Below are 20,594 nucleotides of genomic sequence, written 5' to 3' on the forward strand. Positions count from 1 at the left end.
CCCGACCCACGCGAGGCACTCCTGCGTCGTGCCCCGCTAGGGTCGGGACATGTTCGCCGTCTACGCCGAGTCCTTCAGCTCCGACGACCCGCTCAGCGGCCTGGTGGTGGGGGAGCGACCGGATCCCACGCCGCCCGACGGGTGGACGACCGTCACCGTCAAGGCCGCCAGCCTCAACCACCACGACCTGTGGTCGCTGCGTGGCGTCGGGCTCAAGGACGACGCGCTGCCGATGATCCTCGGCTGCGACGCCGCCGGCCTCGACGAGGACGGCAACGAGGTCGTCGTGCACGCAGTGATCAGCGATCCCGCGTGGTCCGGGGACGAGACGCTCGACCCGCGTCGCTCGCTGCTCTCCGAGCGCCACCAGGGCACCTTCGCCGACCAGGTGGTGGTGCCGCGCGGCAACCTGGTGCCCAAGCCGGCCTCGATGAGCTTCGCGGAGGCCGCGTGCCTCCCGACGGCCTGGCTCACCGCCTACCGGATGCTCTTCACCCAGGGCGGTCTCAAGCCCGGCGACACCGTGCTCGTGCAGGGCGCCGGCGGTGGCGTGGCCACCGCGCTCATCACGCTCGCGCGTGCGGGAGGCCTCACCGTGCTGGCCACGAGCCGCGACGAGGCCAAGCGGCAGCGCGCGCTGGAGATCGGTGCCCACCAGGTATTCGAGTCCGGCGCCCGCCTGCCGGTCAAGGTCGACGCCGTGATGGAGACCGTCGGCCGCGCCACGTGGTCGCACTCGATCCGGTCGCTGCGCCCCGGCGGCAAGGTGGTCATCAGCGGCACGACGAGCGGCCCGCAGCTCGACGACGCCGAGCTCACCCGCATCTTCTTCCTCCAGCTCCAGGTGATCGGCTCCACCATGGGCACCCGTGCCGAGCTGGCGTCGCTGGTCAACCTGCTCGACGCGACCGGCACCCGCCCCCTCGTCGACCGCACTCTGCCGATGGCCGACGCCCGCGACGGCTTCGCCGCAATGGCGGCAGGTGACGTCTTCGGCAAGATCGTCTTCGAGCGGTGAGGCACCTCCTCACCGGTGCCGGGTCGGGCATCGGGCTCGTCCTGGCCCGCCGGCTCGCCGAGCGCGGCGACGACCTGGTGCTGCTGGCGCGCTCGGAGGAGCGGGCCGCGCAGATGCGCACCGACCTGCCCCACGCGGCGTACGTCGTCGCGGACCTGGCCGACCCCGGGACGATCAACGGCCTCGGCCGCCAGGTCGACGGACCCCTCGACTCGCTGGTCCACGTGGCGGGCGTCGTCGACCTCGCACCGGTGTCGCGGCTGCGCCTGCACCAGTGGGAGGAGCAGATCACCGTCAACCTCACCGCGCCGGCGGTGCTCACCCGCGAGTTCCTCCCGCACGTGAGGGAGGCCCGGGGCACGGTCGTCTTCGTCAACTCCTCCGCCGGTCTCACGGCCAGCGCCGAGTGGTCGGCGTACGCCGCCTCGAAGTTCGGCCTGCGGGCCCTTGCCGACGCCCTGCGTGCCGAGGAGGTCGAGCACGGGGTGCGCGTCTCCACCGTGTTCCCGAGCCGCACCGCGACGCCGATGCAGGAGAAGGTGCACGAGCAGGAGGGCCGCACCTACGACTCGTCGCGCTGGATCTCGCCGGACACCGTGGTGGACACGATCCTGCACGTGCTGGACCTGCCGGCGGACGCGACGATCCCCGAGGTGACGGTGCGGCCGGTCGTGCCCCGCACGGGGACCTGAGCGGGCAGGCGCTCAGGCCGCGCGCTCGACCACGAAGATCCGCACCCGTCGCCCGTTGATGCGCTGCTGGTACTTCTCGTAGCCGCCGTAGATCCCGCGGGAGCGCTCGGTCACCGCGGCCCTCTCGGCGTCGGTCGCCGGCCGGGCGACCACGGGCAGCGTGCGCCCGCGGTAGGTGACCGTCGCGTGCGGGTCGGCCTCGAGGTTGAGCACCCACGCCGGCGTGGACGGCTGCCCGAAGTTGGTGCCCAGCAGTGCCAGGTCGTCCCCCACGGGGATGGAGATCAGGTGGCTGGTGCGGGGCTGGCCCGACTTGCGACCGGTCGAGGTGAGGTTGAGGACCGGGAGCCCCGCGAGGAGCTGGGGGGCGCTCTGGCGACCGCGCGAGACGCGGGCGACCGCCGTGTCGAGGTGTCGCAGGGTGCGGGAGAAGACCCACGCGCCGGGCCGGCTCGACCCGAAGGCCTGCACCAGGCGCTGGGCGGCGTTGGCCGGACGGTGGCGGTAGTCGAGGTCGGTGGCGAGTCCCATGACCCGATGCTGCCAGAGGACTCAGCGCCGTGAGCGCCAGTTGAGCGCACCGACCAGCAGCATCCGCAGCTGCGTGCGGGTGTCGGCCAGGATGCGGTCCTCGGCGGCCGGGTCGTCGACGAGCCGCTCGGCCGTGGTGACGACGAACGACACGATGAGGTCCGCCAGCAGGTGCAGGTGGGCGGGGGAGAACGCCTCGGTCCCCGGCAGCAGGGCCACGTCGGTGGCGAGCTCGCGGGTGATCAGCTCGATCTCGTGCCGGATCGCGTCACGGACCCGGACGGGCCCGGCCATGCGCTCGCGGGCGATGAACGAGTAGTGCGCCGGGTGGTCGCGCACGTGCGCGACCAGCACCACCATCGACTCGTCGATCAGGTCCGCGAACTCCGGCGCCCGGGTCCGGACGTCGCGCAGCAGCTCGCGCAGCGACACGAAGCTCTCGTCGACGAGGGCCAGGCCCAGCGACTCGACCGAGTCGAAGTGACGGTAGAACGCGGTCGGCACGATGCCGACCTCCTTGGCGACCTGGCGCAGCGAGATCGCGACGAGGCTGGTGTCGGCGGTCAGCCCGAGGGCCGCGTCGAGGATCGCCCGCCGGGTGCGCTCCTTGCGGGCCTTGCGCGAGTCGTCGACCGCCTCGCCGCGCGACTCGACGACCCCCACCATGCGCCCGATCGTAGACCAGCGTCCGGGGCCGACGTCCCACGATCCGGCGCCACTTGCCGCGCGGCCCGCGGTCGCCGGACACTGGTCGGCATGGACCACGAGCGGCTCAGCAACGGCGAGATCACCAAGGACGCGCTCCAGGACACCGTCGAGGCCGCCGCCACCGCGGTGGGGACGGTGGCCACGGTGGTCACCGGCGCGGTGCGCGACGTGGCCCGGGCGGTCGGCACCTTCGGGACCGAGGTGTTCGAGATCCGCGAGTCCGTACGCCGCGCCCGGCGCGACGCCGACGAGTGACGGGGTGACCCGGAGGCTCAGTCCTCCGGGTCGTCGAGGCGGGCCAACCAGGTGGCCAGCCGCTCGATGGGCGTCTCGAACTCCGGGTGCTGGTCCACGAAGGCCTGCAGCTGGTCGGCGACCCACGCCAGGGTGACCTCCTCGTCACCCCGGCGCTTGTCGAGCTCCTCGATGCCTCGATCGGTGAAGTACACGACCCAGCCTCAGTAGTCCCGACCCGGGGCCGCGCTCGGCTGCTGGAAGGCAGCGTCGAGCAGCGCCTTCTGCTCCTCGGTGTGCCGCTTGATCGTGCCCACCGAGGGGGAGGCCGAGGCCGTCCTGGTGATGGGCTCGACGGTCACGTCGAGGGTGGGCCACACGTTGAGCTGGTAGTGCGGCCACGGGCCCATGTTGCGGGGCTCGTCCTGCACCCAGCGGACCGCCTTGAGGTTCGGGTACTTGGCGATCTCGGCCCGGATCTCGTCGACCGGGTTGGGGTAGAGCGCCTCGATGCGACCGATGGCGACGGTGTCGCCGTGCTCGCGCTTCTTGCGCTCGACCATGAGGTCCCAGGTGACCCGGCCCGAGCAGAGCAGCAGGGTCTCCACCTTGTCGGGGTCGGCCGTCTCGTCACCGATGAACGGGCGGAAGGTGGTGTCACCGACGAAGTCGGCGGGCTGCGACGCGGCCTCCTTGCGCTTGAGCATCGACTTGGGCGTGAAGACCACCAACGGGCGGTGCTCCTCGCCGAGCGAGTGGCGCCGGAGCAGGTGGAAGTACGACGCCGGGGTCGAGGGCTGCGCCACGACCATCGCGTCCTCGGCCGACATGGTGAGGAAGCGCTCGATGCGGGCCGAGCTGTGGTCCGGCCCCTGGCCCTCGTAGCCGTGGGGGAGGAGCAGCACGACGCCGGACTGCTGGCGCCACTTGAGCTCGCCCGCGGAGATGAACTCGTCGATGACGGTCTGGGCGCCGTTGACGAAGTCGCCGAACTGGGCCTCCCAGAGGACGAGCGCGTCGGGACGGGCCACGGAGTAGCCGTACTCGAAGCCGAGCGCGGCGTACTCGGAGAGCAGCGAGTCGTAGACGTGGAACTTCGCCTGGTCCTCGGTGAGGTTGGTGAGCGGGGTCCACTCGTCGGCGTTGGTGCGGTCGATGATCGTCGCGAAGCGCTGGACGAACGTCCCACGGCGCGAGTCCTGGCCGGCGAGGCGGACCGGGCGGCCGTCCATGAGCAGCGAGCCGAAGGCCAGGATCTCGCCGGTGCCCCAGTCGATCGGACCGTCGGTGATCGCGGCGGCGCGGCGCTGCAGCTGCGGCATGACCTTGGGGTGGACGGTGAAGCCCTCGGGCGGCGTCGTGTAGGCGTCGGCGATCCGCTTGAGGACCTCCGGGGACACGGCCGTGCTGAACTCGCCGGCGGGCTTGTCCGGGTAGTCCGGCACGGTGGTCCACTCGGACGGCTGGCCGCTCGCCTCGCGCACCTCGGTGAAGACGCGCTCGAGCTGCTGCTGGTAGTCCTTGAGGACCTGCTCGGCCTCCTCGACGGTGATGTCGCCACGGCCGATGAGGGACTCGGTGTAGAGCTTGCGCACCGAGCGCTTCTGCTCGATCAGGTCGTACATCAGCGGCTGGGTGTACGACGGGTCGTCGCCCTCGTTGTGACCGCGGCGGCGGTAGCAGACGAGGTCGATGACGACGTCCTTGTTGAACGCCTGGCGGTACTCGAACGCGAGCCGGGCGACGCGGATGCACGCCTCCGGGTCGTCGCCGTTGACGTGGAAGATCGGCGCCTGCACCATCCGGGCCACGTCGGTGCAGTAGAGCGACGAGCGCGACGAGCCGGGGGAGGTGGTGAAGCCGACCTGGTTGTTGACGACCACGTGGATGGTGCCGCCGGTGCGGTAGCCGCGCAGCTGCGAGAGGTTGAGCGTCTCGGCGACCACGCCCTGGCCCGCGAAGGCCGCGTCACCGTGGACGAGCAGCGGGAGGACGGGGTAGGCGGCGCCCTTGTTGAGGACGTCCTGCTTGGCCCGGGCGATGCCCTCGAGGACCGGGTCGACCGCCTCGAGGTGGGACGGGTTGGCCGCGACGGAGACCTTGATCCGGTCTCCGAGGCCGGAGAGGAACTCGCCCTCGGCACCGAGGTGGTACTTCACGTCCCCGGAGCCCTGGACCGTGCGCGGGTCGATGTTGCCCTCGAACTCGCGGAAGATCTGGCTGTACTTCTTGCCGACGATGTTGGCGAGCACGTTGAGCCGACCGCGGTGGGCCATGCCGATCGCGACCTCGTCGAGGCCCTGCTCGGCGGCGGCCTCGCAGATCTCGTCGATCAGCGGGATCGTGGTCTCGCCACCCTCGAGGGAGAAGCGCTTCTGGCCGACGAACTTGGTCTGCAGGAACGTCTCGAACGCCTCGGCCTGGTTGAGCTTGAGCAGGATGCGCAGCTGCTCCTCGCGGGGCGGCTTGGTGTGCGGCTGCTCCACGCGCTGCTGGATCCACTTGCGCTGCTCGGGATCCATGATGTGCATGTACTCGATGCCGGTGGTGCGGCAGTAGGAGTCGCGCAGGATGCCGAGGATGTTGCGCAGCTTCATGAAGCGGCGGCCCTCGCCACCGAAGGAGCCGGTCGCGAACTCCCGGTCGAGGTCCCACAGGGTCAGCCCGTGCGACTCGACCTCGAGGTCGGGGTGGCTGCGCTGGCGGTATTCCAGCGGGTCGGTGTCGGCCATCATGTGCCCGCGCACGCGGTAGGCGTGGATGAGCTCGAGGATGCGGGCCTGCTTGACGATGTCGTCGTCGTGGCTGGCGACGATGTCCTTGGCCCAGCGGATCGGCTCGTAGGGGATCCGCAGCGAGCGGAAGATGTCGTCGTAGAAGTCGTCCTCGCCCAGCAGCAGCTGGTGGACGCGGCGCAGGAACTCGCCCGACTGCGCGCCCTGAATGACGCGGTGGTCGTAGGTCGACGTGATCGTCATGACCTTGCTGACGCCGTTGCGGTTGAGGGCCTCGTCCGAGGCGCCCTGCCACTCGGCGGGGTACTCCATCGCGCCGACGCCGACGATGACGGCCTGGCCGGGCATCAGGCGCGGCACGGAGTGGCTGGTGCCCAGCCCGCCGACGTTGGTGAGGCTCATCGTGGTGCCGGAGTAGTCGTCCATCGTGAGCTTGTTGTCACGAGCGCGCCGGATGACCTCCTCGTACGCCGTCCAGAAGCCGGCGAAGTCCATCGTCTCGCAGCCCTTGATGGACGGGACGACCAGCTGGCGGGTGCCGTCCTTCTTCTGCTGGTCCACGGCGAGGCCGAGGTTGATGTGCGCCGGCGCCACCATGGTGGGCTTGCCGTCGACCTCGGCGAAGTGGTTGTTCATCTCCGGCATCGACCGCAGGGCCTTGACCAGCGCGTAGCCGATCAGGTGCGTGAAGGAGACCTTGCCGCCGCGGGCGCGGGCGAGGTGGTTGTTGATGACCGTCCGGTTGTCCCACAGCAGCTTGACCGGGAGCGTGCGGATCGACGTGGCCGTCGGCACGGTCAGCGAGAGGTCCATGTTCTTGGCGGTGGCGGCCGGGATGCCCCGCAGGGTGGTGTACGTCGGCTCGTCGCTCGCCGCGGCGGGCGCGGCCGGCGGGGCGTCCTTGGCGACCGGCTTGGTGGTGCCCTTGGCGGGCTCCGCAGCCTCGCTCGCGGGGCGCGGCTTGGCGGTGGGCTTCGAGCCGGACTCCTGCTTCGCGGCGGGCGCCGGCTTCTGCTCGGCGGCGGGCGCCGGGTCCTGCTTCGGCGCGGGCGTCGCCCGGGCGGGCGCCTTGGCGGGCCCCTTGGACGCCTGGGGCGGCGACGTCACCGTGGCGGTGGTGGCCTTCGCGTCCGTGCCGTTGCTGGAGCCGTTGCTGCTGCCACCGAAGAAGGCCGCCCACTGCGGCCCGACACTGCCGGGGTCCTTGTCGTACTGCTCGCGCATCTCCTCCACGAGCCATTCGTTGGCTCCGAGATCCGCGGACGGTGCGGGGGTAGATCCGGACTGGTCGGCCTGTGACTGCGCCACGAGTTGCTTCGCCTCTTCCACTTTGGGCACGTGATGGGGAGTTCGTTCTCCCAAAGGCTAGTCGTACACGCCCGCAAATGCAGGGGCGCGACCGCCCCTTGATGCAAGGTGTCACGAGCGCCACACGAAACACCCCTGGAGACCCGATGAGCACCCCCTTCCGGAGCCACGCCGGAGCTCTCGTCCTCGCCCTCACCGTCGCCCTCGGGGCCGGCGGATGCAGCAGCGACGGCCCGAGCGCCGGCCCCGACCCCGGCACCACCGAGACCGCCACCACCACCTCGGTGACCGGCCCCGCCCCACTGACCACCCGGGCCGAGATCGGCACCGTGGTCGGCAGGTTGCCCGGCGCCCGCCGCAAGGCCGTGCGCGTCCAGGTCACCGACGTCCTCGACCGCTGGTGGGACGCGGCCTACGTCGGGGGCGAGTACCCCCGCACCGACTTCGGCCGCTACCCGGGCTTCACCCCCGGCGCGACCCGCCGCGCGACGTACGACCGCGACCTCATGTCCAACGCCGACATCGGCGAGCGGGTCGTGTCGGTGACCCCGCTGATGCGCCGGGCCCGGCTGGACCTGCTGGCCGTCGACCGCCGGGTGCGGTCGGTGACCGCGCGCTTCGACCTGCGGATGCGGGTCGACCTCGCGGGTGCGGACGCCCCGAGCCGCCGGCTGCAGGTGCGCGGCCGCGTGTTCCTCACCCGGCAGCCCGCCGGGTGGCGGGTCTTCGGCTACGACGTCACGAAGGGCTGGCTGGCATGACCCGTTTCTCCCGCTCCCTCCGTGCGGCCACGCTGGCCGCCGTCCTCGCGGTCGCCGCGCTCGTGGTCCCGGACTCGGCCGTCGAGCCGACCGGGATCGAGCTGGTGCGCGTCAAGCGCGCCGGTGGTGTCTCGGTCGGTCCGGACGTGGTCTGGATCCTGGCCGTGGGCTCGGACGCCCGTCCCGGCCAGGACATGCTGCGGTCCCGGGGCGATGCCCTCCAGCTCATCGGCATCAACACCCGCACCGACTCCGCGACCGCCATCGGCGTGCCCCGCGACTCGTGGGTCTCGATCCCCGGCCACGGGATGAACAAGATCAACGCGGCGCTCTACTTCGGCGGGCCCCAGGGCATGGCCGGGGCGATGCGCAACCTCGTCGGCATCACCCCCGACTACGTGATGGTGACCCGGTTCCCCTTCTTCGAGGACATGGTCGACGACATCGGCGGGATCACGGTCAGCAACCCGCGCCGCTTCACCGACCCCAACCTCAAGAAGGAGGGCTTCGCGCAGGGTCGCATCCGCCTCGGCGGGTACGACGCGATGGCCTTCTCGCGGATCCGCTACGACCTCCCGGGCGGGGACTTCGACCGGTCGGCCAACCAGCAGCGCACCCTGCGCGGCATCCACGCCCGGATCCGCTCGGAGGCCGACCGCCCGGGCTTCATCGAGCGCGGCGTCATGACGGTGATGAAGCACCTGTCCACCGACCTGGGGCCGGCGGAGATCTACGAGCTCGCCCAGGCCGTGGCCCAGGTCGAGCCGGGCCGGATCACCACCTGCGTGATCCGGGGCCGTATCGGCACCGCTGCCGGGCAGAGCGTGGTCTTCCCGGACGTGGCCCAGGCCCGCCGGCTGGGCGATGCCGCCCGTCGCGACGCCACCCTGCGTGGGTGCTGACCCGACACCACGACACCAGGGAGACGACACCGGGGAAACGACAGTGGGGAACATCGTCCCGGCCTGGGCCGGAGGATGTTCCCCACTGTGTCGCGCGAGCGCCTCCGGCAGGATTCGAACCTGCGGCACCTGGTACCGGAAACCAGTGCTCTATCCCCTGAGCTACGGAGGCCGGGCGTTGCAGACCCTACAACCCTGCTCGTCGCACCGTGAAACCGGTTCGGGTCGACCCGACGCGCGCCGATAGGCTGGGTCGGTGAACCCAGGCCAGCTCTCCCTGACCATCGTCGACGCCCTCGAGTCCCTCGTGGCGGACGGCTCCGTGGCGCTGCCCCAGGGCGTGCCCACGACGGTCACCGTGGAGCGGCCGCGCCAGAAGGGCCACGGCGACTACGCCACCAACGTCGCCCTCCAGCTCGCCAAGGCCGCCCAGGTCGACGGCGCGGGCACCAACCCGCGCGCGCTCGCCGCGCTGGTGGCCGCCCGGCTGGCCGAAGCCGACGGTGTCGCCGGCGTCGAGGTCGCCGGGCCGGGCTTCCTCAACATCACCGTCGAGGCGGGCGCCCAGGGGCAGGTCGCCGCCGACATCGTGGCCGCCGGGGCGGCGTACGGCTCGTCCGACACCTTCGCGGGGGAGCGGATCAACCTCGAGTTCGTCTCCGCCAACCCGACCGGCCCGCTGCACCTGGGGGGCGTCCGCTGGGCGGCCGTCGGGGACGCGCTCGGCCGGGTCTTCGAGAAGACCGGGGCCGTCGTCACCCGGGAGTACTACTTCAACGACCACGGCGCCCAGATCGACCGCTTCAGCTCCTCCCTCCTGGCCAGCGCCCGCGGCCGCCAGGCCCCCGAGGACGGGTACGGCGGGGAGTACATCCACGAGATCGCCCGCTCCGTGGTGGAGCAGCGCCCCGAGGTGCTGGACCTCGACGACCCGTCGGCGCAGGAGGTCTTCCGCCAGGTCGGCGTCGAGATGATGTTCACCGAGATCAAGCAGTCGCTGCACGACTTCAAGGTGGACTTCGACGTCTACTTCCACGAGGACGACCTGCACCGCAGCGGGGCCGTGGGCCGGGCGGTGGAGCGGCTCACCGGGCTGGGCAACACCTACGAGAAGGACGGGGCCACCTGGCTGGCGACCGAGAAGTTCGGTGACGACAAGGACCGGGTCGTCATCAAGTCCGACGGCCAGGGCGCCTACCTGTCCGGCGACCTCGCCTACTACCTCGACAAGCGCGAGCGCGGCTTCGACCGCTGCTTCATCATGCTCGGGGCCGACCACCACGGCTACGTCGGCCGGATGATGGCCATGTGCGCGGCCTTCGGCGACGAGCCGCACGTCAACCTCGAGATCCTGATCGGACAGATGGTCAACCTGCTCCGCGACGGCCAGCCGCTGCGGATGTCCAAGCGGGCCGGCACCGTCGTCACCATCGACGACCTGGTGGGGGCGATCGGCGTCGACGCGGCGCGCTACGCGCTGGCCCGCTACAGCAGCGACAGCCCCATCGACATCGACCTCGACCTGTGGGCGCGCGCCACCAACGACAACCCCGTCTTCACCGTCCAGTACGCCCACGCCCGCGTGGCGAGCCTGATGCGCAACGCCGCCGACCTCGGCGTCAAGGCGGAGAGCCACCCGCACCTCTTGGTGCACGACAAGGAGGGCGAGCTGCTCCGCGCGCTCGCCGAGCTGCCGCGCGTCATCACCGCGGCGGCCGAGCTGCGCGAGCCGCACCGCATCGCCCGCTACCTCGAGGAGCTGGCGGGCACCTACCACCGCTTCTACGACAGCTGCCGGGTGCTGCCCCGCGGTGACGAGGAGACGTCCGACCTGCACCGCGCCCGGCTGCTGCTCGTCGACGCGACACGGGTCGTGCTGGCCAACGGGCTCGACCTGCTCGGCGTCTCCGCCCCCGAGCGGATGTGAGTCGTGCCCACCTCGCACCCCTCCGGCTGGGCCCACGCCGACGGCGCCCTCAGCCAGGCCCGACCGGGCGGACCGCACTGGCTGCGCGAGCCCGCCGACCCCAACTCGCTGGTCCCGATCCTCTGGTCGTCCACGGCGGCCAAGGACGACGGCGTGCTGAGCGTCGGCGGCGTCAGCCTGCCGGACCTCGTCGCCGAGCACGGCAGCCCGGCGTACGTCCTCGACGAGCGCGACTTCCGCGAGCGCGCCCGCGCCTTCGCCGACGCGTTCGCGGCGTACGACGTGTTCTTCGCCGGCAAGGCGTTCCTCTCCACCACCACCGTCCGGTGGCTGGCCGAGGAGGGCCTGCACCTCGACGTGTGCTCCGGCGGCGAGCTGACCGTGGCCGAGCGGGCCGGCTTCCCGATGGAGCGGGTCGGCTTCCACGGCAACAACAAGACGGTGCGCGAGCTCGAGCGGGCGGTCGGGCTCGGCGTGGGCCGGGTCATCGTGGACTCCTTCGACGAGGTCGAGCGGCTGGCCGCGGTGGTTTCGAGGCTCGCTGGCGCTCGCACCTCAACCACCGAGGGGATCGGCGTGATGATCCGGGTCACCGCCGGCGTCGAGGCCCACACCCACGAGTACATCGCCACCGCCCACGAGGACCAGAAGTTCGGCTTCTCCATCGCCTCGGGCGACGCCTTCGAGGCCGTACGCCGCGTCGAGGCGGCGCCGGGGCTGCGCCTGCTCGGCCTGCACAGTCACATCGGCAGCCAGATCTTCGACTCGTCCGGCTTCGAGGTCGCGGCCCGCCGGGTGCTCGCCCTGCACGCCCGCGTCAGCGAGGAGCTCGGGGTGCAGATGCCCGAGATGGACCTCGGCGGCGGCTTCGGGATCGCCTACACGACCCAGGACGACCCCAGCGACCCGGCGCAGCTCGCGACCGAGCTGACCAAGATCGTCGAGCACGAGTGCCGGGCGCTCGGCGTCGACGTGCCCCGGCTGTCCATCGAGCCCGGCCGGGCGATCGTCGGCCCCGCCATGTGCACGGTCTACGAGGTCGGCACCGTCAAGGAGGTCGCCCTCGACGGCGGCGCCCGCCGCACCTACGTCTCGGTCGACGGCGGGATGAGCGACAACATCCGCACCGCCCTGTACGACGCCGACTACTCCTGCACGCTCGCCTCGCGCGCCTCGGACGCGCCGGCGATCCTGGCCCGTGTCGTCGGCAAGCACTGCGAGGCGGGCGACATCGTCGTCAAGGACGAGTTCCTGCCCGGCGACGTGCAACCCGGCGACCTGGTGGCCGTGCCCGGCACCGGCGCCTACTGCCGGGCGATGGCATCCAACTACAACCACGCGCCACGTCCTCCGGTGATCGCTGTGCGGGACGGGAAGACCTCCGTGGTGCTGAGGCGCGAGACTGAGGACGATGTGCTGTCGACAGACGTGGGTGCGTGATGGGTGAGGGAGACAAGCGACCGGACAGGCTCCGGGTCGCGGTGCTCGGGTGCGGCTCGGTCGGGTCGCAGGTGGTGCGGCTGCTGACCGAGCAGGCCGGGGACCTCGAGGCCCGGGTCGGTGCCCCCGTCGAGCTGGTGGGGGTCGCCGTACGCCGCCTCGACGCCGCCCGCGAGGTGGACGTGCCGGCGGACCTGCTGACCACCGACGCCGCCGGGCTGGTGACCCGCGACGACGTCGACCTGGTCGTCGAGGTCATCGGGGGGATCGAGCCCGCGCGCTCGCTGATCCTCTCGGCGCTCGACCACGGCGCCAGCGTCGTCACCGCCAACAAGGCGCTGCTGGCCGAGGACGGCCCGACCCTGTTCGAGGCGGCCGAGAAGGCCGACCGCGACCTCTACTACGAGGCAGCCGTCGCCGGCGCCATCCCGATCCTGCGGCCGCTGCGCGAGTCGCTGGCCGGGGACAAGGTCACCCGGGTGCTGGGCATCGTCAACGGCACTACCAACTTCATCCTCGACAAGATGGACACCTCGGGCGCCGGCTTCTCCGAGGCGCTCGAGGAGGCCCAGGAGCTCGGCTACGCCGAGGCCGACCCGACCGCGGACGTCGAGGGCTTCGACGCCGCCGCCAAGGCCGCGATCCTGGCCAGCCTGGCCTTCCACTCCCGGGTCACCGCGGCCGACGTCTACCGCGAGGGCATCTCCGAGGTGACCGCGGGCGACATCGCCTCGGCCCGCGAGATGGGCTCGGTGGTCAAGCTGCTCGCCATCTGCGAGCTGCGCGACGACCAGGTGGCCGTGCGCGTCCACCCGGCCATGATCCCGCGCTCGCACCCGCTGGCCAGCGTGCGCGAGGCCTACAACGCGGTCTTCGTGGAGTCCGAGGCCGCCGGTCAGCTCATGTTCTACGGGCCGGGGGCCGGCGGGTCGCCGACGGCGAGCGCCGTGCTCGGCGACCTGGTGACCGTCGCCCGCAACCGCCTCGCGCGCACCCGCGGCGCGGGGGAGTCGGCGTACGCCGATCGCGCGGTGCTGCCGATGGGGGAGACCCGCACGCGCTACCACGTGGCCCTCGACGTCGACGACCGCTCGGGCGTGCTCGCCGCGGTCGCGACGGCGTTCGCCGACCAGGGCGTGTCGATCCAGACCGTGCGCCAGGAGGGGCGGGGCGCCGACGCCCAGCTCGTGGTGGTGTCGCACGCCGCGACCGACGCCGCGCTGAGCGCCACCGTGGAGCACCTGCGCACCATGGACATCGTCCGCGACGTCACCTCGGTGATGCGGGTCGAGGGTGGCGACGAATGAGTCCCGACGCCCCCTGGGCACGCCACCAGTGGCGCGGCCTCATCGAGGAGTACCGCGACCTCATCGACCTGCTGCCCGAGGGCCTCGAGCCGGTCACCCTGCGCGAGGGCGGCACGCCGCTCGTGCACTCGGAGTGGCTCTCGTCGCTGACCGGCGGCCAGGTGTGGCTCAAGGTCGAGGGCGACAACCCCACGGGGTCCTTCAAGGACCGCGGCATGACGACCGCCATCTCGGTGGCCAGGCACGAGGGGGCCCAGGCCGTCGTCTGCGCCTCGACCGGCAACACGTCGGCCTCGATGGCGGCGTACGCCGCGAAGGCGGGACTCAAGCCGCTCGTCCTCGTGCCCGAGGGCAAGATCGCGGCCGGCAAGATGGCGCAGGCCGTCGTGCACGGCGCGCAGATCATCATGGTGCGCGGCAACTTCGACCACTGCCTGCACATGGCCAAGGGCCTCGCGTGGAACTACCCGGTCGCGCTGGTCAACTCGGTCAACCCGGTCCGGCTCCAGGGCCAGAAGACCGCGGCGTTCGAGATCTGCGACTTCCTCGGCGACGCCCCCGACTACCACCTGCTGCCGGTCGGCAACGCCGGCAACATCTCGGCGTACTGGATGGGCTACGAGCAGTACGCCGACCTCGGCCGCTCGTCCAAGCGGCCGGTCATGCGTGGCTTCCAGGCGGAGGGTGCCGCTCCGCTGGTGACCGGTGAGCCCTTCCCGGACCCGGAGACCAAGGCGACCGCGATCCGGATCGGCAACCCGGCCTCGTGGAAGCTCGCCGAGGCGGCCGCGCACGAGTCCGGCGGCCGGTTCGCTGCCCTGTCGGACGCGCAGATCCTGGCCGCCCAGGCCGAGCTGGCCCGCCACGACGGCGTCTTCGTCGAGCCGGCCTCGGCCGCGGGGATCGCCGGACTGCTCTCCGAGCTCGCGGCGGGGGAGAGCTACGCCGGGGCGACGGTCGCGATCACGGTGACCGGCCACGGCCTCAAGGACACCGCCACCGCGCTCGAGTCCTTCGGCGACATCGTCGACACCGTGGTGGACGCCGACGTGGACGCCGCGGCCGCGGCCGCCGGGCTCGTCTGATCCATGGCGACCTACGTCGACGGGCCCGTCCGGGTCACCGTCCCCGCCACGTCCGCCAACCTGGGTCCGGGCTTCGACGCCCTCGGCCTGGCGCTGTCGATGCGCGACGAGCTCGAGGCCGAGGTGACCGCCTCGGGGATCGAGGTGGAGGTCACCGGCGAGGGCGCCGCCGACGTGCCCCGCGACGCCTCGCACCTCGTCGTCCGCTCGATGCACGCGGCGTTCGACGCCATGGACGCGCGGCCGCCCGGGCTGCGCCTCACCTGCCGCAACGTCATCCCCCACAGCCGTGGTCTCGGCTCGTCGTCCGCGGCCATCGTCGCCGGGGTCGCGCTGGCCCGGGCCCTCGTCGCGGGCGGCAGGCTGCTGCTCGACGACGCGGCTCTGCTGCGGATCGCGGCCGACATCGAGGGCCACCCCGACAACGTCGCGCCGGCGCTGCTGGGCGGCTTCGTCATCTGCGGGCGCGAGGCGGGGGAGTGGTACGCCGTCCCCTCGGCCGTCGACCCGCGGGTGCGGGCGGAGGTCTTCGTGCCGTCGACCCCCGTGGCCACCGAGGTGGCCCGCGGCCTCCTGCCGGCGACCGTGGCCCACGCCGACGCGGCGGCCAACAGCGGCCGGGCGGCACTGCTGGTCGCCGCCCTGGCCGGGCGGCCCGAGCACCTGCTCGCCGCCACCCGCGACTACCTGCACCAGGAGCAGCGCGAGCCGGCCATGCCCGACTCGCTCGCCCTGGTGCACCGGTTGCGGGCCGACGGGGTCCCCGCCGTCATCAGCGGTGCGGGGCCGACCGTGCTCGCCCTCGTCGGCGCGGGCCGGCGTGACCTCACCGACCGCACGCCGCCCGGCTGGACGCACCACGTCCTCGACGTCGAGGCGCGCGGCGTCGTGGTGGCCGACTGACGCGACGGCCCTGCTAGCCTGTGGGCGCGCCGTATCGGCGTGAGCTCCCGCCGCTGCGGTCCTGCCGCTGGCGAGGGAGCACCCTCTCCTCCCGGTGTGTCCTCCTCGAGCGGCGCGCGACCAGCCGGTCCCGGGACCACCTGTCAGCACCAGCCAGCCCCGTGTCCGGGGCCTGGCTCCAAGCGTGGGAAGGGCTCACGTGACCGACTCAGCAACGCCCAGCGCCAAGAAGCGTGGGGGCGGGCTCAGCTCCATGCTCCTCGCCGACCTCAAGTCGATGGCCGCGGGCATGGGCATCTCCGGCGCGGGCTCCATGAAGAAGGCGCAGCTCGTCGACGCCATCAAGGGAGCCCAGTCCGGGCAGTCCGGCAAGCCGGCCGCCGAGAGCGCACCCCCGGCCGCCGCCAGCGCGCCTCCGGCGGCCGCCGCGAGCGCCCCGCGCGTCACCCGCACCCAGCGTCCCGCGCGCCGTACGGCCGCCGCCGCCGTCGAGCAGACCCCGCCCGCGGAGGCCCCGGCCCAGCAGGCCCAGGACGAGCGACCCGCACGCGAGGACCGCCCGGCCCGCGACGACCGCCCCGCCGAGGAGGCGCAGGGCGAGTCCTCGTCGTCCGCCGGCCAGTCGACCGACGATCAGGGCGAGACGCGCTCGTCGCGCCAGCGCACGCGCAACCAGGCCCGCCAGCAGGACGATGCCGGCCAGGACGACCAGCGCTCCAAGTCCGACCAGAAGGGTCAGGACCAGAAGGGCCAGGACCAGAAGGGCCAGCGCGGTCAGGACCGGCAGGATCGCCAGGACCGCCAGGACCGCCAGGATCGCCAGGATCGCCAGGACGGCCAGCAGGCCGGGTCCCGCGACCAGCAGGGCAAGCAGGGTGACCAGCAGGGCAAGCAGGGCGGCCAGCAGAACAGCCAGCCCAACCAGGGCCAGTCGAACCAGGGCCAGTCGAACCAGGGCCAGCACGGCGGCCAGGACCAGCAGGACCTCGACGACGACGGCGAGGGCGGCAGCCGCCGCAACCGTCGCCGTCGTGGCCGGGACCGCGAGCGGGCCGTCAACCGCCCGGGCAACCGCAACGAGCCCGACACCACGGTGCTCGAGGACGACGTGCTCGTCCCGGCGGCGGGCATCCTCGACGTGCTCGACAACTACGCCTTCGTCCGGACCTCGGGCTACCTGCCCGGGACCGACGACGTGTACCTCTCCCTGTCGATGGTGCGGAAGTTCGGCCTGCGCCGCGGCGACGCCATCGTCGGCCAGGTGCGCCAGCCCCGCGAGGGCGAGCGCAAGGAGAAGTTCAACCCGATGGTGCGCATCGACAGCGTCAACGGGGCGGACCCGGAGGCGGCGCGCGAGCGGGTCGACTTCGACTCCTTCACCCCGGTGCACCCCGACGACCGGCTCCGGCTCGAGACCGACTCGGGCAACCTGGTCGGCCGGATGATCGACCTCGTGGCGCCGATCGGCAAGGGCCAGCGCGGGCTCGTGCTGGCGCCCCCGGACGCGGGCATCACCACCGTGCTGCAGTCGGTCGCGGCGTCGATCTCGCGCAACAACCCCGACTGCCACCTGATGATCGTGCTCATCGACGAGCGTCCCGAGGAGGTCACCGACTTCCAGCGCCAGGTCAAGGGCGAGGTGATCGCCTCGACCTTCGACCGGCCCTCCACCGACCACACGATGGTCGCCGAGCTGGCGATCGAGCGGGCCAAGCGGCTCGTCGAGCTCGGCCACGACGTGGTCGTCCTTCTCGACTCGCTCACCCGCCTCGGCCGGGCCTACAACCTGGCGGCGCCGGCCAACGGCCGGGTGCTGGCCGGTGGCGTGGACGCGACGGCGCTGCACCCGCCGAAGAAGTTCTTCGGCGCCGCGCGCAACATCGAGCAGGGCGGGTCGCTCACCATCCTGGCCACCGCGCTGGTGGACACGGGCTCGGCGACCGACGAGGTCATCCTCGAGGAGTTCACCGGCACCGCCAACAGCGTGCTGCGGCTGAGCGGCGACGTCGCCGCGCGGCGTACGTTCCCCGCGGTCGACGTCCTCGCCTCCAGCACGCGGCGCGAGGACCTCCTCCTCAGCCGCGAGGAGCTGGAGATCGTGGAGAAGCTGCGACGCTCGCTGCTCGACCGCACCGCGGTCGAGGCGCACGACGACGTCCTCGGACGGGTGCGGGCGACGCAGTCCAACATCGAGCTGCTGACCCAGGTCCAGCGGGCCCCGGTGGCCGGCGCCGCGAAGCGTCGCTGACGCGGGCTAGGGTCGACAGGGACAGGACCGAGGAGGCGGACATGGCACGCATCGTGGTGGCCGACGACGACATCGACATCCGGGAGCTCGTGGAGTTCAAGCTCTCCACGCTCGGGCACGAGATCGTCGCGGTGTCCGACGGCCAGGCGGCGGTCGACGCCTGCCAGGCCGACCGACCCGACCTTGCCGTCCTCGACGTGATGATGCCCGGCCTGTCGGGTCTCGACGCGGTGCGCCTCATCCGTGCCGACGCGGCGCTCGCCGACCTGCCCGTCATCCTGCTGACGGCCCGGGCCCAGGAGTCCGACGTCGAGACCGGATTCGGGTCCGGTGCCGACGACTACATCACCAAGCCCTTCAGCCCGCGCGAGCTCGCGACCCGGGTAGAAGCGCTCCTCTCGCGCAGCCGGTAGGGGAATGCCCCGATTGGGCGGCGCGTTGTCACGGGTGGCACACTTGTGTGCTGGCTCCGGTTCACGTCCACGCAGCCGCGTGTGGACGACCCGGCGGCATTGGCTCGAGAGGAATCCCATGAAGAAGGACATCCACCCGGCGTACGTCGACACCCAGGTCACCTGCACCTGTGGCGCGACGTTCACCACCCGCAGCACCGCGACCTCCGGCTCGCTCAAGGCCGACGTCTGCTCGCAGTGCCACCCGTTCTACACCGGCAAGCAGAAGATCCTCGACACCGGCGGCCGCGTCGCCCGCTTCGAGGCTCGCTACGCCAAGAAGGCTGCTCCGGCCGAGAAGGCCGAGAGCAAGTAGCTCTCCTCCAGCGCCGGCCTCCCGCACCGCGGGAGGTCGGCGCTGTGCTTTTGTCGCGCAGAGCGCGAGGCATTTGTCGCCAGCCACCCGCCCGTACGCCGTGACCAGGAGCCCAGTGATGTTCGAGGCCGTCGAGGGACTCGTCGCCGAGCACGCCGAGCTCGAGGAGCAGCTCGCCGCGCCCGAGACGCACGCCGACCAGCGGCTGGCCAAGCGCCTCAACCAGCGCTACGCCGAGCTCAGCGCGGTGGTGGCCACGTGGCGCGACTGGCTCCAGCTCGCCGAGGACATCGAGGCGGCCCGTGAGCTCGCCTCCGAGGACCCCGCGTTCGCCGACGAGGCCGTCGTGCTCGAGGCCCGCCGCGAGAAGGCCGAGGAGCGGCTGCGCCACCTCCTGGTGCCGCGCGACCCGACCGACGCCAAGGATGCGCTCCTCGAGGTCAAGTCGGGGGAGGGCGGCGAGGAGTCCGCGCTCTTCGCGGGCGACCTCCTGCGCATGTACTCCCGCTTCGCCGAGGCCCACGGCTGGCGGACCGAGGTCCTCGACGCCACCGAGTCCGACCTCGGCGGCTACAAGTCCGTCACCGTGGCGGTCAAGGCCAAGGGCACGCCGGAGCCCGGCCGGGCGCCGTACGCCCTCCTCAAGTTCGAGGGCGGGGTCCACCGTGTGCAGCGGGTGCCGGTCACCGAGTCGCAGGGGCGCGTGCACACCAGCGCCGCCGGCGTCCTGGTGATGCCGGAGGCCGAGGACGTCGACGTCGAGATCCACGACGCCGACCTGCGCATCGACGTCTACCGCTCGTCGGGCCCGGGTGGGCAGAGCGTCAACACGACCGACTCCGCGGTGCGGATCACGCACGTCCCGACCGGCATCGTGGCGAGCTGCCAGAACGAGAAGAGCCAGCTCCAGAACAAGGAGTCGGCGATGCGCATCCTGCGGGCGCGGCTGCTGGCCGCCGCCCAGGAGGCGGCCGACGCCGAGGCCAGCGAGGCCCGCCGCAGCCAGGTCCGCACCGTGGACCGCTCCGAGCGGATCCGCACCTACAACTACCCGGAGAACCGCATCTCCGACCACCGCACCGGCTACAAGTCCTACAACCTCGACCAGGTGCTCGACGGGGACCTCGGTCCCGTCCTCCAGTCGTGCATCGACGCCGACCTGGCGGCCCGGCTCGAGGCGCTCGAGCAGTGACCCGCGCGCTGCGCCGAGCGGCCGCGGACGTCCTCCGGGAGGCCGGGGTCGCGTCTCCCGAGCGGGACGCCGAGCTGCTGCTCGCCCACGTCCTCGACGTGCCCCTCGGCCGCCTCGTCCTCGTCGACGAGGTGTCGCCCGCCCAGCAGGAGCAGTACGACGCGCTGGTGGCGCGGCGTGCGGCTCGCGAGCCGCTGCAGCACCTCACCGGCAGTGCCGCCTTCCGCCACGTCGAGCTGCTCGTCGGGCCGGGGGTCTTCGTGCCCCGACCGGAGACCGAGCTGCTGGCCGGCTGGGCGATCGACGCGGTGGCCGACCTGGACGCGCCCGTCGTCGTCGACCTCTGCACCGGGTCCGGCGCCATCGCCCGCGCGGTGGCCGACGAGGTCCCGGCTGCGCGGGTCCACGCCGTGGAGCTCGACGAGGGCGCCTTCGCGTGGGCCGAGCGCAACCTGGCCGGGACCGGGGTCGACCTGCGCCACGGCGACTTCGCCACCGCCTTCGAGGACCTGCTCGGCACGGTCGACGTGGTGGTGTGCAACCCGCCGTACATCCCCCTCTGGGCCTGGGAGTCGGTGGCGGTCGAGGCCCGCGACCACGACCCCCACCTGGCCCTCTACTCCGGCGACGACGGGCTCGACGCCATCCGGGTCCTGTCGGTCCGCGCCGCCCTGCTCCTGAGGCCCGGGGGAGTGCTCGGCTTCGAGCACGCCGACGCCCAGGGCGAGCTCGCACCGGCCGTCCTGCGCTCCGCCGGACGGTGGGCCCACGTGGCCGACCACCGTGATCTGGCAGGTCGTCCGCGCTTCACGACGGCGCGACTGGCACGATGAGC

General features: G+C 72.4%; 19 protein-coding genes and 1 tRNA gene. 15 read left to right on the forward strand and 5 right to left on the reverse strand.

All coding sequences use genetic code 11. The features are described 5' to 3' along the window. The first annotated feature begins 49 nt into the window (after positions 1–49). A complete protein-coding gene (locus DAE25_RS05880) occupies positions 50–1,018 on the forward strand; it encodes a zinc-binding dehydrogenase (RefSeq protein WP_107765274.1) in 969 nt (322 codons plus the stop codon). Next, a complete protein-coding gene (locus tag DAE25_RS05885; RefSeq protein ID WP_107765275.1) occupies positions 1,015–1,710 on the forward strand; it encodes an SDR family oxidoreductase in 696 nt (231 codons plus the stop codon). Before DAE25_RS05880 ends, DAE25_RS05885 begins: the two co-directional genes overlap by 4 nt. A 12-nt stretch (positions 1,711–1,722) precedes the next feature. Here DAE25_RS05885 and DAE25_RS05890 read toward each other — a convergent pair whose 3' ends face one another. Both DAE25_RS05890 and DAE25_RS05895 read right to left on the reverse strand, forming a co-directional pair. After that, positions 1,723–2,241: a nitroreductase family deazaflavin-dependent oxidoreductase gene (locus DAE25_RS05890; RefSeq protein WP_107765276.1), complete on the reverse strand. Its 519-nt coding sequence runs from the start codon at positions 2,239–2,241 to the stop codon at positions 1,723–1,725. Between the two features lie 21 nt (positions 2,242–2,262). Next, entirely contained in the window at positions 2,263–2,907 is a 645-nt protein-coding gene (locus DAE25_RS05895) for a TetR family transcriptional regulator (RefSeq protein ID WP_107765277.1), read from the reverse strand. 90 nt (positions 2,908–2,997) lie between these two features. On the opposite strand from DAE25_RS05895, the gene DAE25_RS05900 reads away from it, so the two are divergent. Next, positions 2,998–3,204, forward strand: a complete 207-nt coding sequence (locus DAE25_RS05900) for a hypothetical protein (RefSeq protein WP_107765278.1) — start codon at positions 2,998–3,000, stop codon at positions 3,202–3,204. A gap of 17 nt (positions 3,205–3,221) precedes the next feature. Here DAE25_RS05900 and DAE25_RS23470 read toward each other — a convergent pair whose 3' ends face one another. Beyond that, positions 3,222–3,398 carry a DUF6104 family protein gene (locus DAE25_RS23470; RefSeq protein WP_199907450.1) on the reverse strand — a complete coding sequence of 59 codons (177 nt, stop codon included), beginning with the start codon at positions 3,396–3,398 and terminating at the stop codon, positions 3,222–3,224. A gap of 9 nt (positions 3,399–3,407) precedes the next feature. Continuing rightward, the gene (locus DAE25_RS05905) at positions 3,408–7,142 is read right to left on the reverse strand and encodes a multifunctional oxoglutarate decarboxylase/oxoglutarate dehydrogenase thiamine pyrophosphate-binding subunit/dihydrolipoyllysine-residue succinyltransferase subunit (RefSeq protein WP_199907466.1); all 3,735 of its coding nucleotides are present in this window, start codon (positions 7,140–7,142) and stop codon (positions 3,408–3,410) included. A 230-nt stretch (positions 7,143–7,372) separates the two neighbouring features. Between DAE25_RS05905 and DAE25_RS05910 the strand changes: the two genes are divergently transcribed. Beyond that, positions 7,373–7,987 (forward strand): hypothetical protein, encoded by a 615-nt coding sequence (locus tag DAE25_RS05910; protein WP_107765280.1) that lies wholly within the window; start codon positions 7,373–7,375, stop codon positions 7,985–7,987. Beyond that, the gene (locus DAE25_RS24095) at positions 7,984–8,889 is read left to right on the forward strand and encodes an LCP family protein (RefSeq protein WP_107765281.1); all 906 of its coding nucleotides are present in this window, start codon (positions 7,984–7,986) and stop codon (positions 8,887–8,889) included. The genes DAE25_RS05910 and DAE25_RS24095 overlap by 4 nt, the downstream gene beginning before the upstream one ends. Positions 8,890–8,988: 99 nt before the next feature. On the opposite strand, the gene DAE25_RS05920 is transcribed toward DAE25_RS24095, so the two are convergent. Continuing rightward, positions 8,989–9,061: transfer RNA gene (locus DAE25_RS05920), tRNA-Arg, on the reverse strand. Positions 9,062–9,145: 84 nt separating this feature from the next. On the opposite strand from DAE25_RS05920, the gene argS reads away from it, so the two are divergent. From argS to prmC, 10 genes are all read left to right on the forward strand, one after another. Next, entirely contained in the window at positions 9,146–10,816 is a 1,671-nt protein-coding gene (gene argS, locus DAE25_RS05925) for an arginine--tRNA ligase (RefSeq protein ID WP_107765282.1), read from the forward strand. A gap of 3 nt (positions 10,817–10,819) precedes the next feature. Further along, on the forward strand, positions 10,820–12,256 hold the full coding sequence (gene lysA / locus DAE25_RS05930; RefSeq protein WP_107765283.1) for a diaminopimelate decarboxylase: 1,437 nt from the start codon (positions 10,820–10,822) through the stop codon (positions 12,254–12,256). Continuing rightward, positions 12,256–13,563 (forward strand): homoserine dehydrogenase, encoded by a 1,308-nt coding sequence (locus DAE25_RS05935; RefSeq protein ID WP_107765284.1) that lies wholly within the window; start codon positions 12,256–12,258, stop codon positions 13,561–13,563. The genes lysA and DAE25_RS05935 overlap by 1 nt, the downstream gene beginning before the upstream one ends. Next, positions 13,560–14,648 carry a threonine synthase gene (thrC, locus tag DAE25_RS05940; RefSeq protein WP_107765285.1) on the forward strand — a complete coding sequence of 363 codons (1,089 nt, stop codon included), beginning with the start codon at positions 13,560–13,562 and terminating at the stop codon, positions 14,646–14,648. The genes DAE25_RS05935 and thrC overlap by 4 nt, the downstream gene beginning before the upstream one ends. Positions 14,649–14,651: 3 nt before the next feature. Continuing rightward, positions 14,652–15,551 (forward strand): homoserine kinase, encoded by a 900-nt coding sequence (gene thrB / locus DAE25_RS05945; RefSeq protein WP_107765286.1) that lies wholly within the window; start codon positions 14,652–14,654, stop codon positions 15,549–15,551. A gap of 199 nt (positions 15,552–15,750) precedes the next feature. Further along, complete coding sequence (rho, locus tag DAE25_RS05950) at positions 15,751–17,799, forward strand: transcription termination factor Rho (protein ID WP_107765287.1); 2,049 nt, start codon at positions 15,751–15,753, stop codon at positions 17,797–17,799. Between the two features lie 41 nt (positions 17,800–17,840). Next, positions 17,841–18,212, forward strand: coding sequence for a response regulator transcription factor (locus DAE25_RS05955; protein ID WP_107765288.1), 372 nt, complete (start codon positions 17,841–17,843; stop codon positions 18,210–18,212). A 118-nt stretch (positions 18,213–18,330) separates the two neighbouring features. Continuing rightward, positions 18,331–18,567, forward strand: a complete 237-nt coding sequence (gene rpmE / locus DAE25_RS05960; protein ID WP_056888481.1) for a 50S ribosomal protein L31 — start codon at positions 18,331–18,333, stop codon at positions 18,565–18,567. A gap of 118 nt (positions 18,568–18,685) precedes the next feature. Further along, the gene (gene prfA / locus DAE25_RS05965; protein ID WP_056888480.1) at positions 18,686–19,759 is read left to right on the forward strand and encodes a peptide chain release factor 1; all 1,074 of its coding nucleotides are present in this window, start codon (positions 18,686–18,688) and stop codon (positions 19,757–19,759) included. Beyond that, on the forward strand, positions 19,756–20,592 hold the full coding sequence (gene prmC / locus DAE25_RS05970; protein WP_107765289.1) for a peptide chain release factor N(5)-glutamine methyltransferase: 837 nt from the start codon (positions 19,756–19,758) through the stop codon (positions 20,590–20,592). Before prfA ends, prmC begins: the two co-directional genes overlap by 4 nt. Positions 20,593–20,594 lie beyond the last annotated feature (2 nt).

The organism is Nocardioides terrigena, assembly GCF_003047265.1.
Lineage (GTDB): Bacteria > Actinomycetota > Actinomycetes > Propionibacteriales > Nocardioidaceae > Nocardioides > Nocardioides terrigena.

What these genes read in the sequence shown, in the direction of transcription:
- DAE25_RS05880 (WP_107765274.1), top strand. Translation starts at nt 50, where the DNA reads ATGTTCGCCGTCTACGCCGAGTCCTTCAGCTCCGACGACCCGCTCAGC.
- DAE25_RS05890 (WP_107765276.1), bottom strand. Translation starts at nt 2,241, where the DNA reads ATGGGACTCGCCACCGACCTCGACTACCGCCACCGTCCGGCCAACGCC.
- DAE25_RS05895 (WP_107765277.1), bottom strand. Translation starts at nt 2,907, where the DNA reads ATGGTGGGGGTCGTCGAGTCGCGCGGCGAGGCGGTCGACGACTCGCGC.
- DAE25_RS05900 (WP_107765278.1), top strand. Translation starts at nt 2,998, where the DNA reads ATGGACCACGAGCGGCTCAGCAACGGCGAGATCACCAAGGACGCGCTC.
- DAE25_RS05905 (WP_199907466.1), bottom strand. Translation starts at nt 7,142, where the DNA reads ATGCGCGAGCAGTACGACAAGGACCCCGGCAGTGTCGGGCCGCAGTGG.
- DAE25_RS05910 (WP_107765280.1), top strand. Translation starts at nt 7,373, where the DNA reads ATGAGCACCCCCTTCCGGAGCCACGCCGGAGCTCTCGTCCTCGCCCTC.
- DAE25_RS24095 (WP_107765281.1), top strand. Translation starts at nt 7,984, where the DNA reads ATGACCCGTTTCTCCCGCTCCCTCCGTGCGGCCACGCTGGCCGCCGTC.
- DAE25_RS05935 (WP_107765284.1), top strand. Translation starts at nt 12,256, where the DNA reads ATGGGTGAGGGAGACAAGCGACCGGACAGGCTCCGGGTCGCGGTGCTC.
- thrC (WP_107765285.1), top strand. Translation starts at nt 13,560, where the DNA reads ATGAGTCCCGACGCCCCCTGGGCACGCCACCAGTGGCGCGGCCTCATC.
- thrB (WP_107765286.1), top strand. Translation starts at nt 14,652, where the DNA reads ATGGCGACCTACGTCGACGGGCCCGTCCGGGTCACCGTCCCCGCCACG.
- DAE25_RS05955 (WP_107765288.1), top strand. Translation starts at nt 17,841, where the DNA reads ATGGCACGCATCGTGGTGGCCGACGACGACATCGACATCCGGGAGCTC.
- rpmE (WP_056888481.1), top strand. Translation starts at nt 18,331, where the DNA reads ATGAAGAAGGACATCCACCCGGCGTACGTCGACACCCAGGTCACCTGC.
- prfA (WP_056888480.1), top strand. Translation starts at nt 18,686, where the DNA reads ATGTTCGAGGCCGTCGAGGGACTCGTCGCCGAGCACGCCGAGCTCGAG.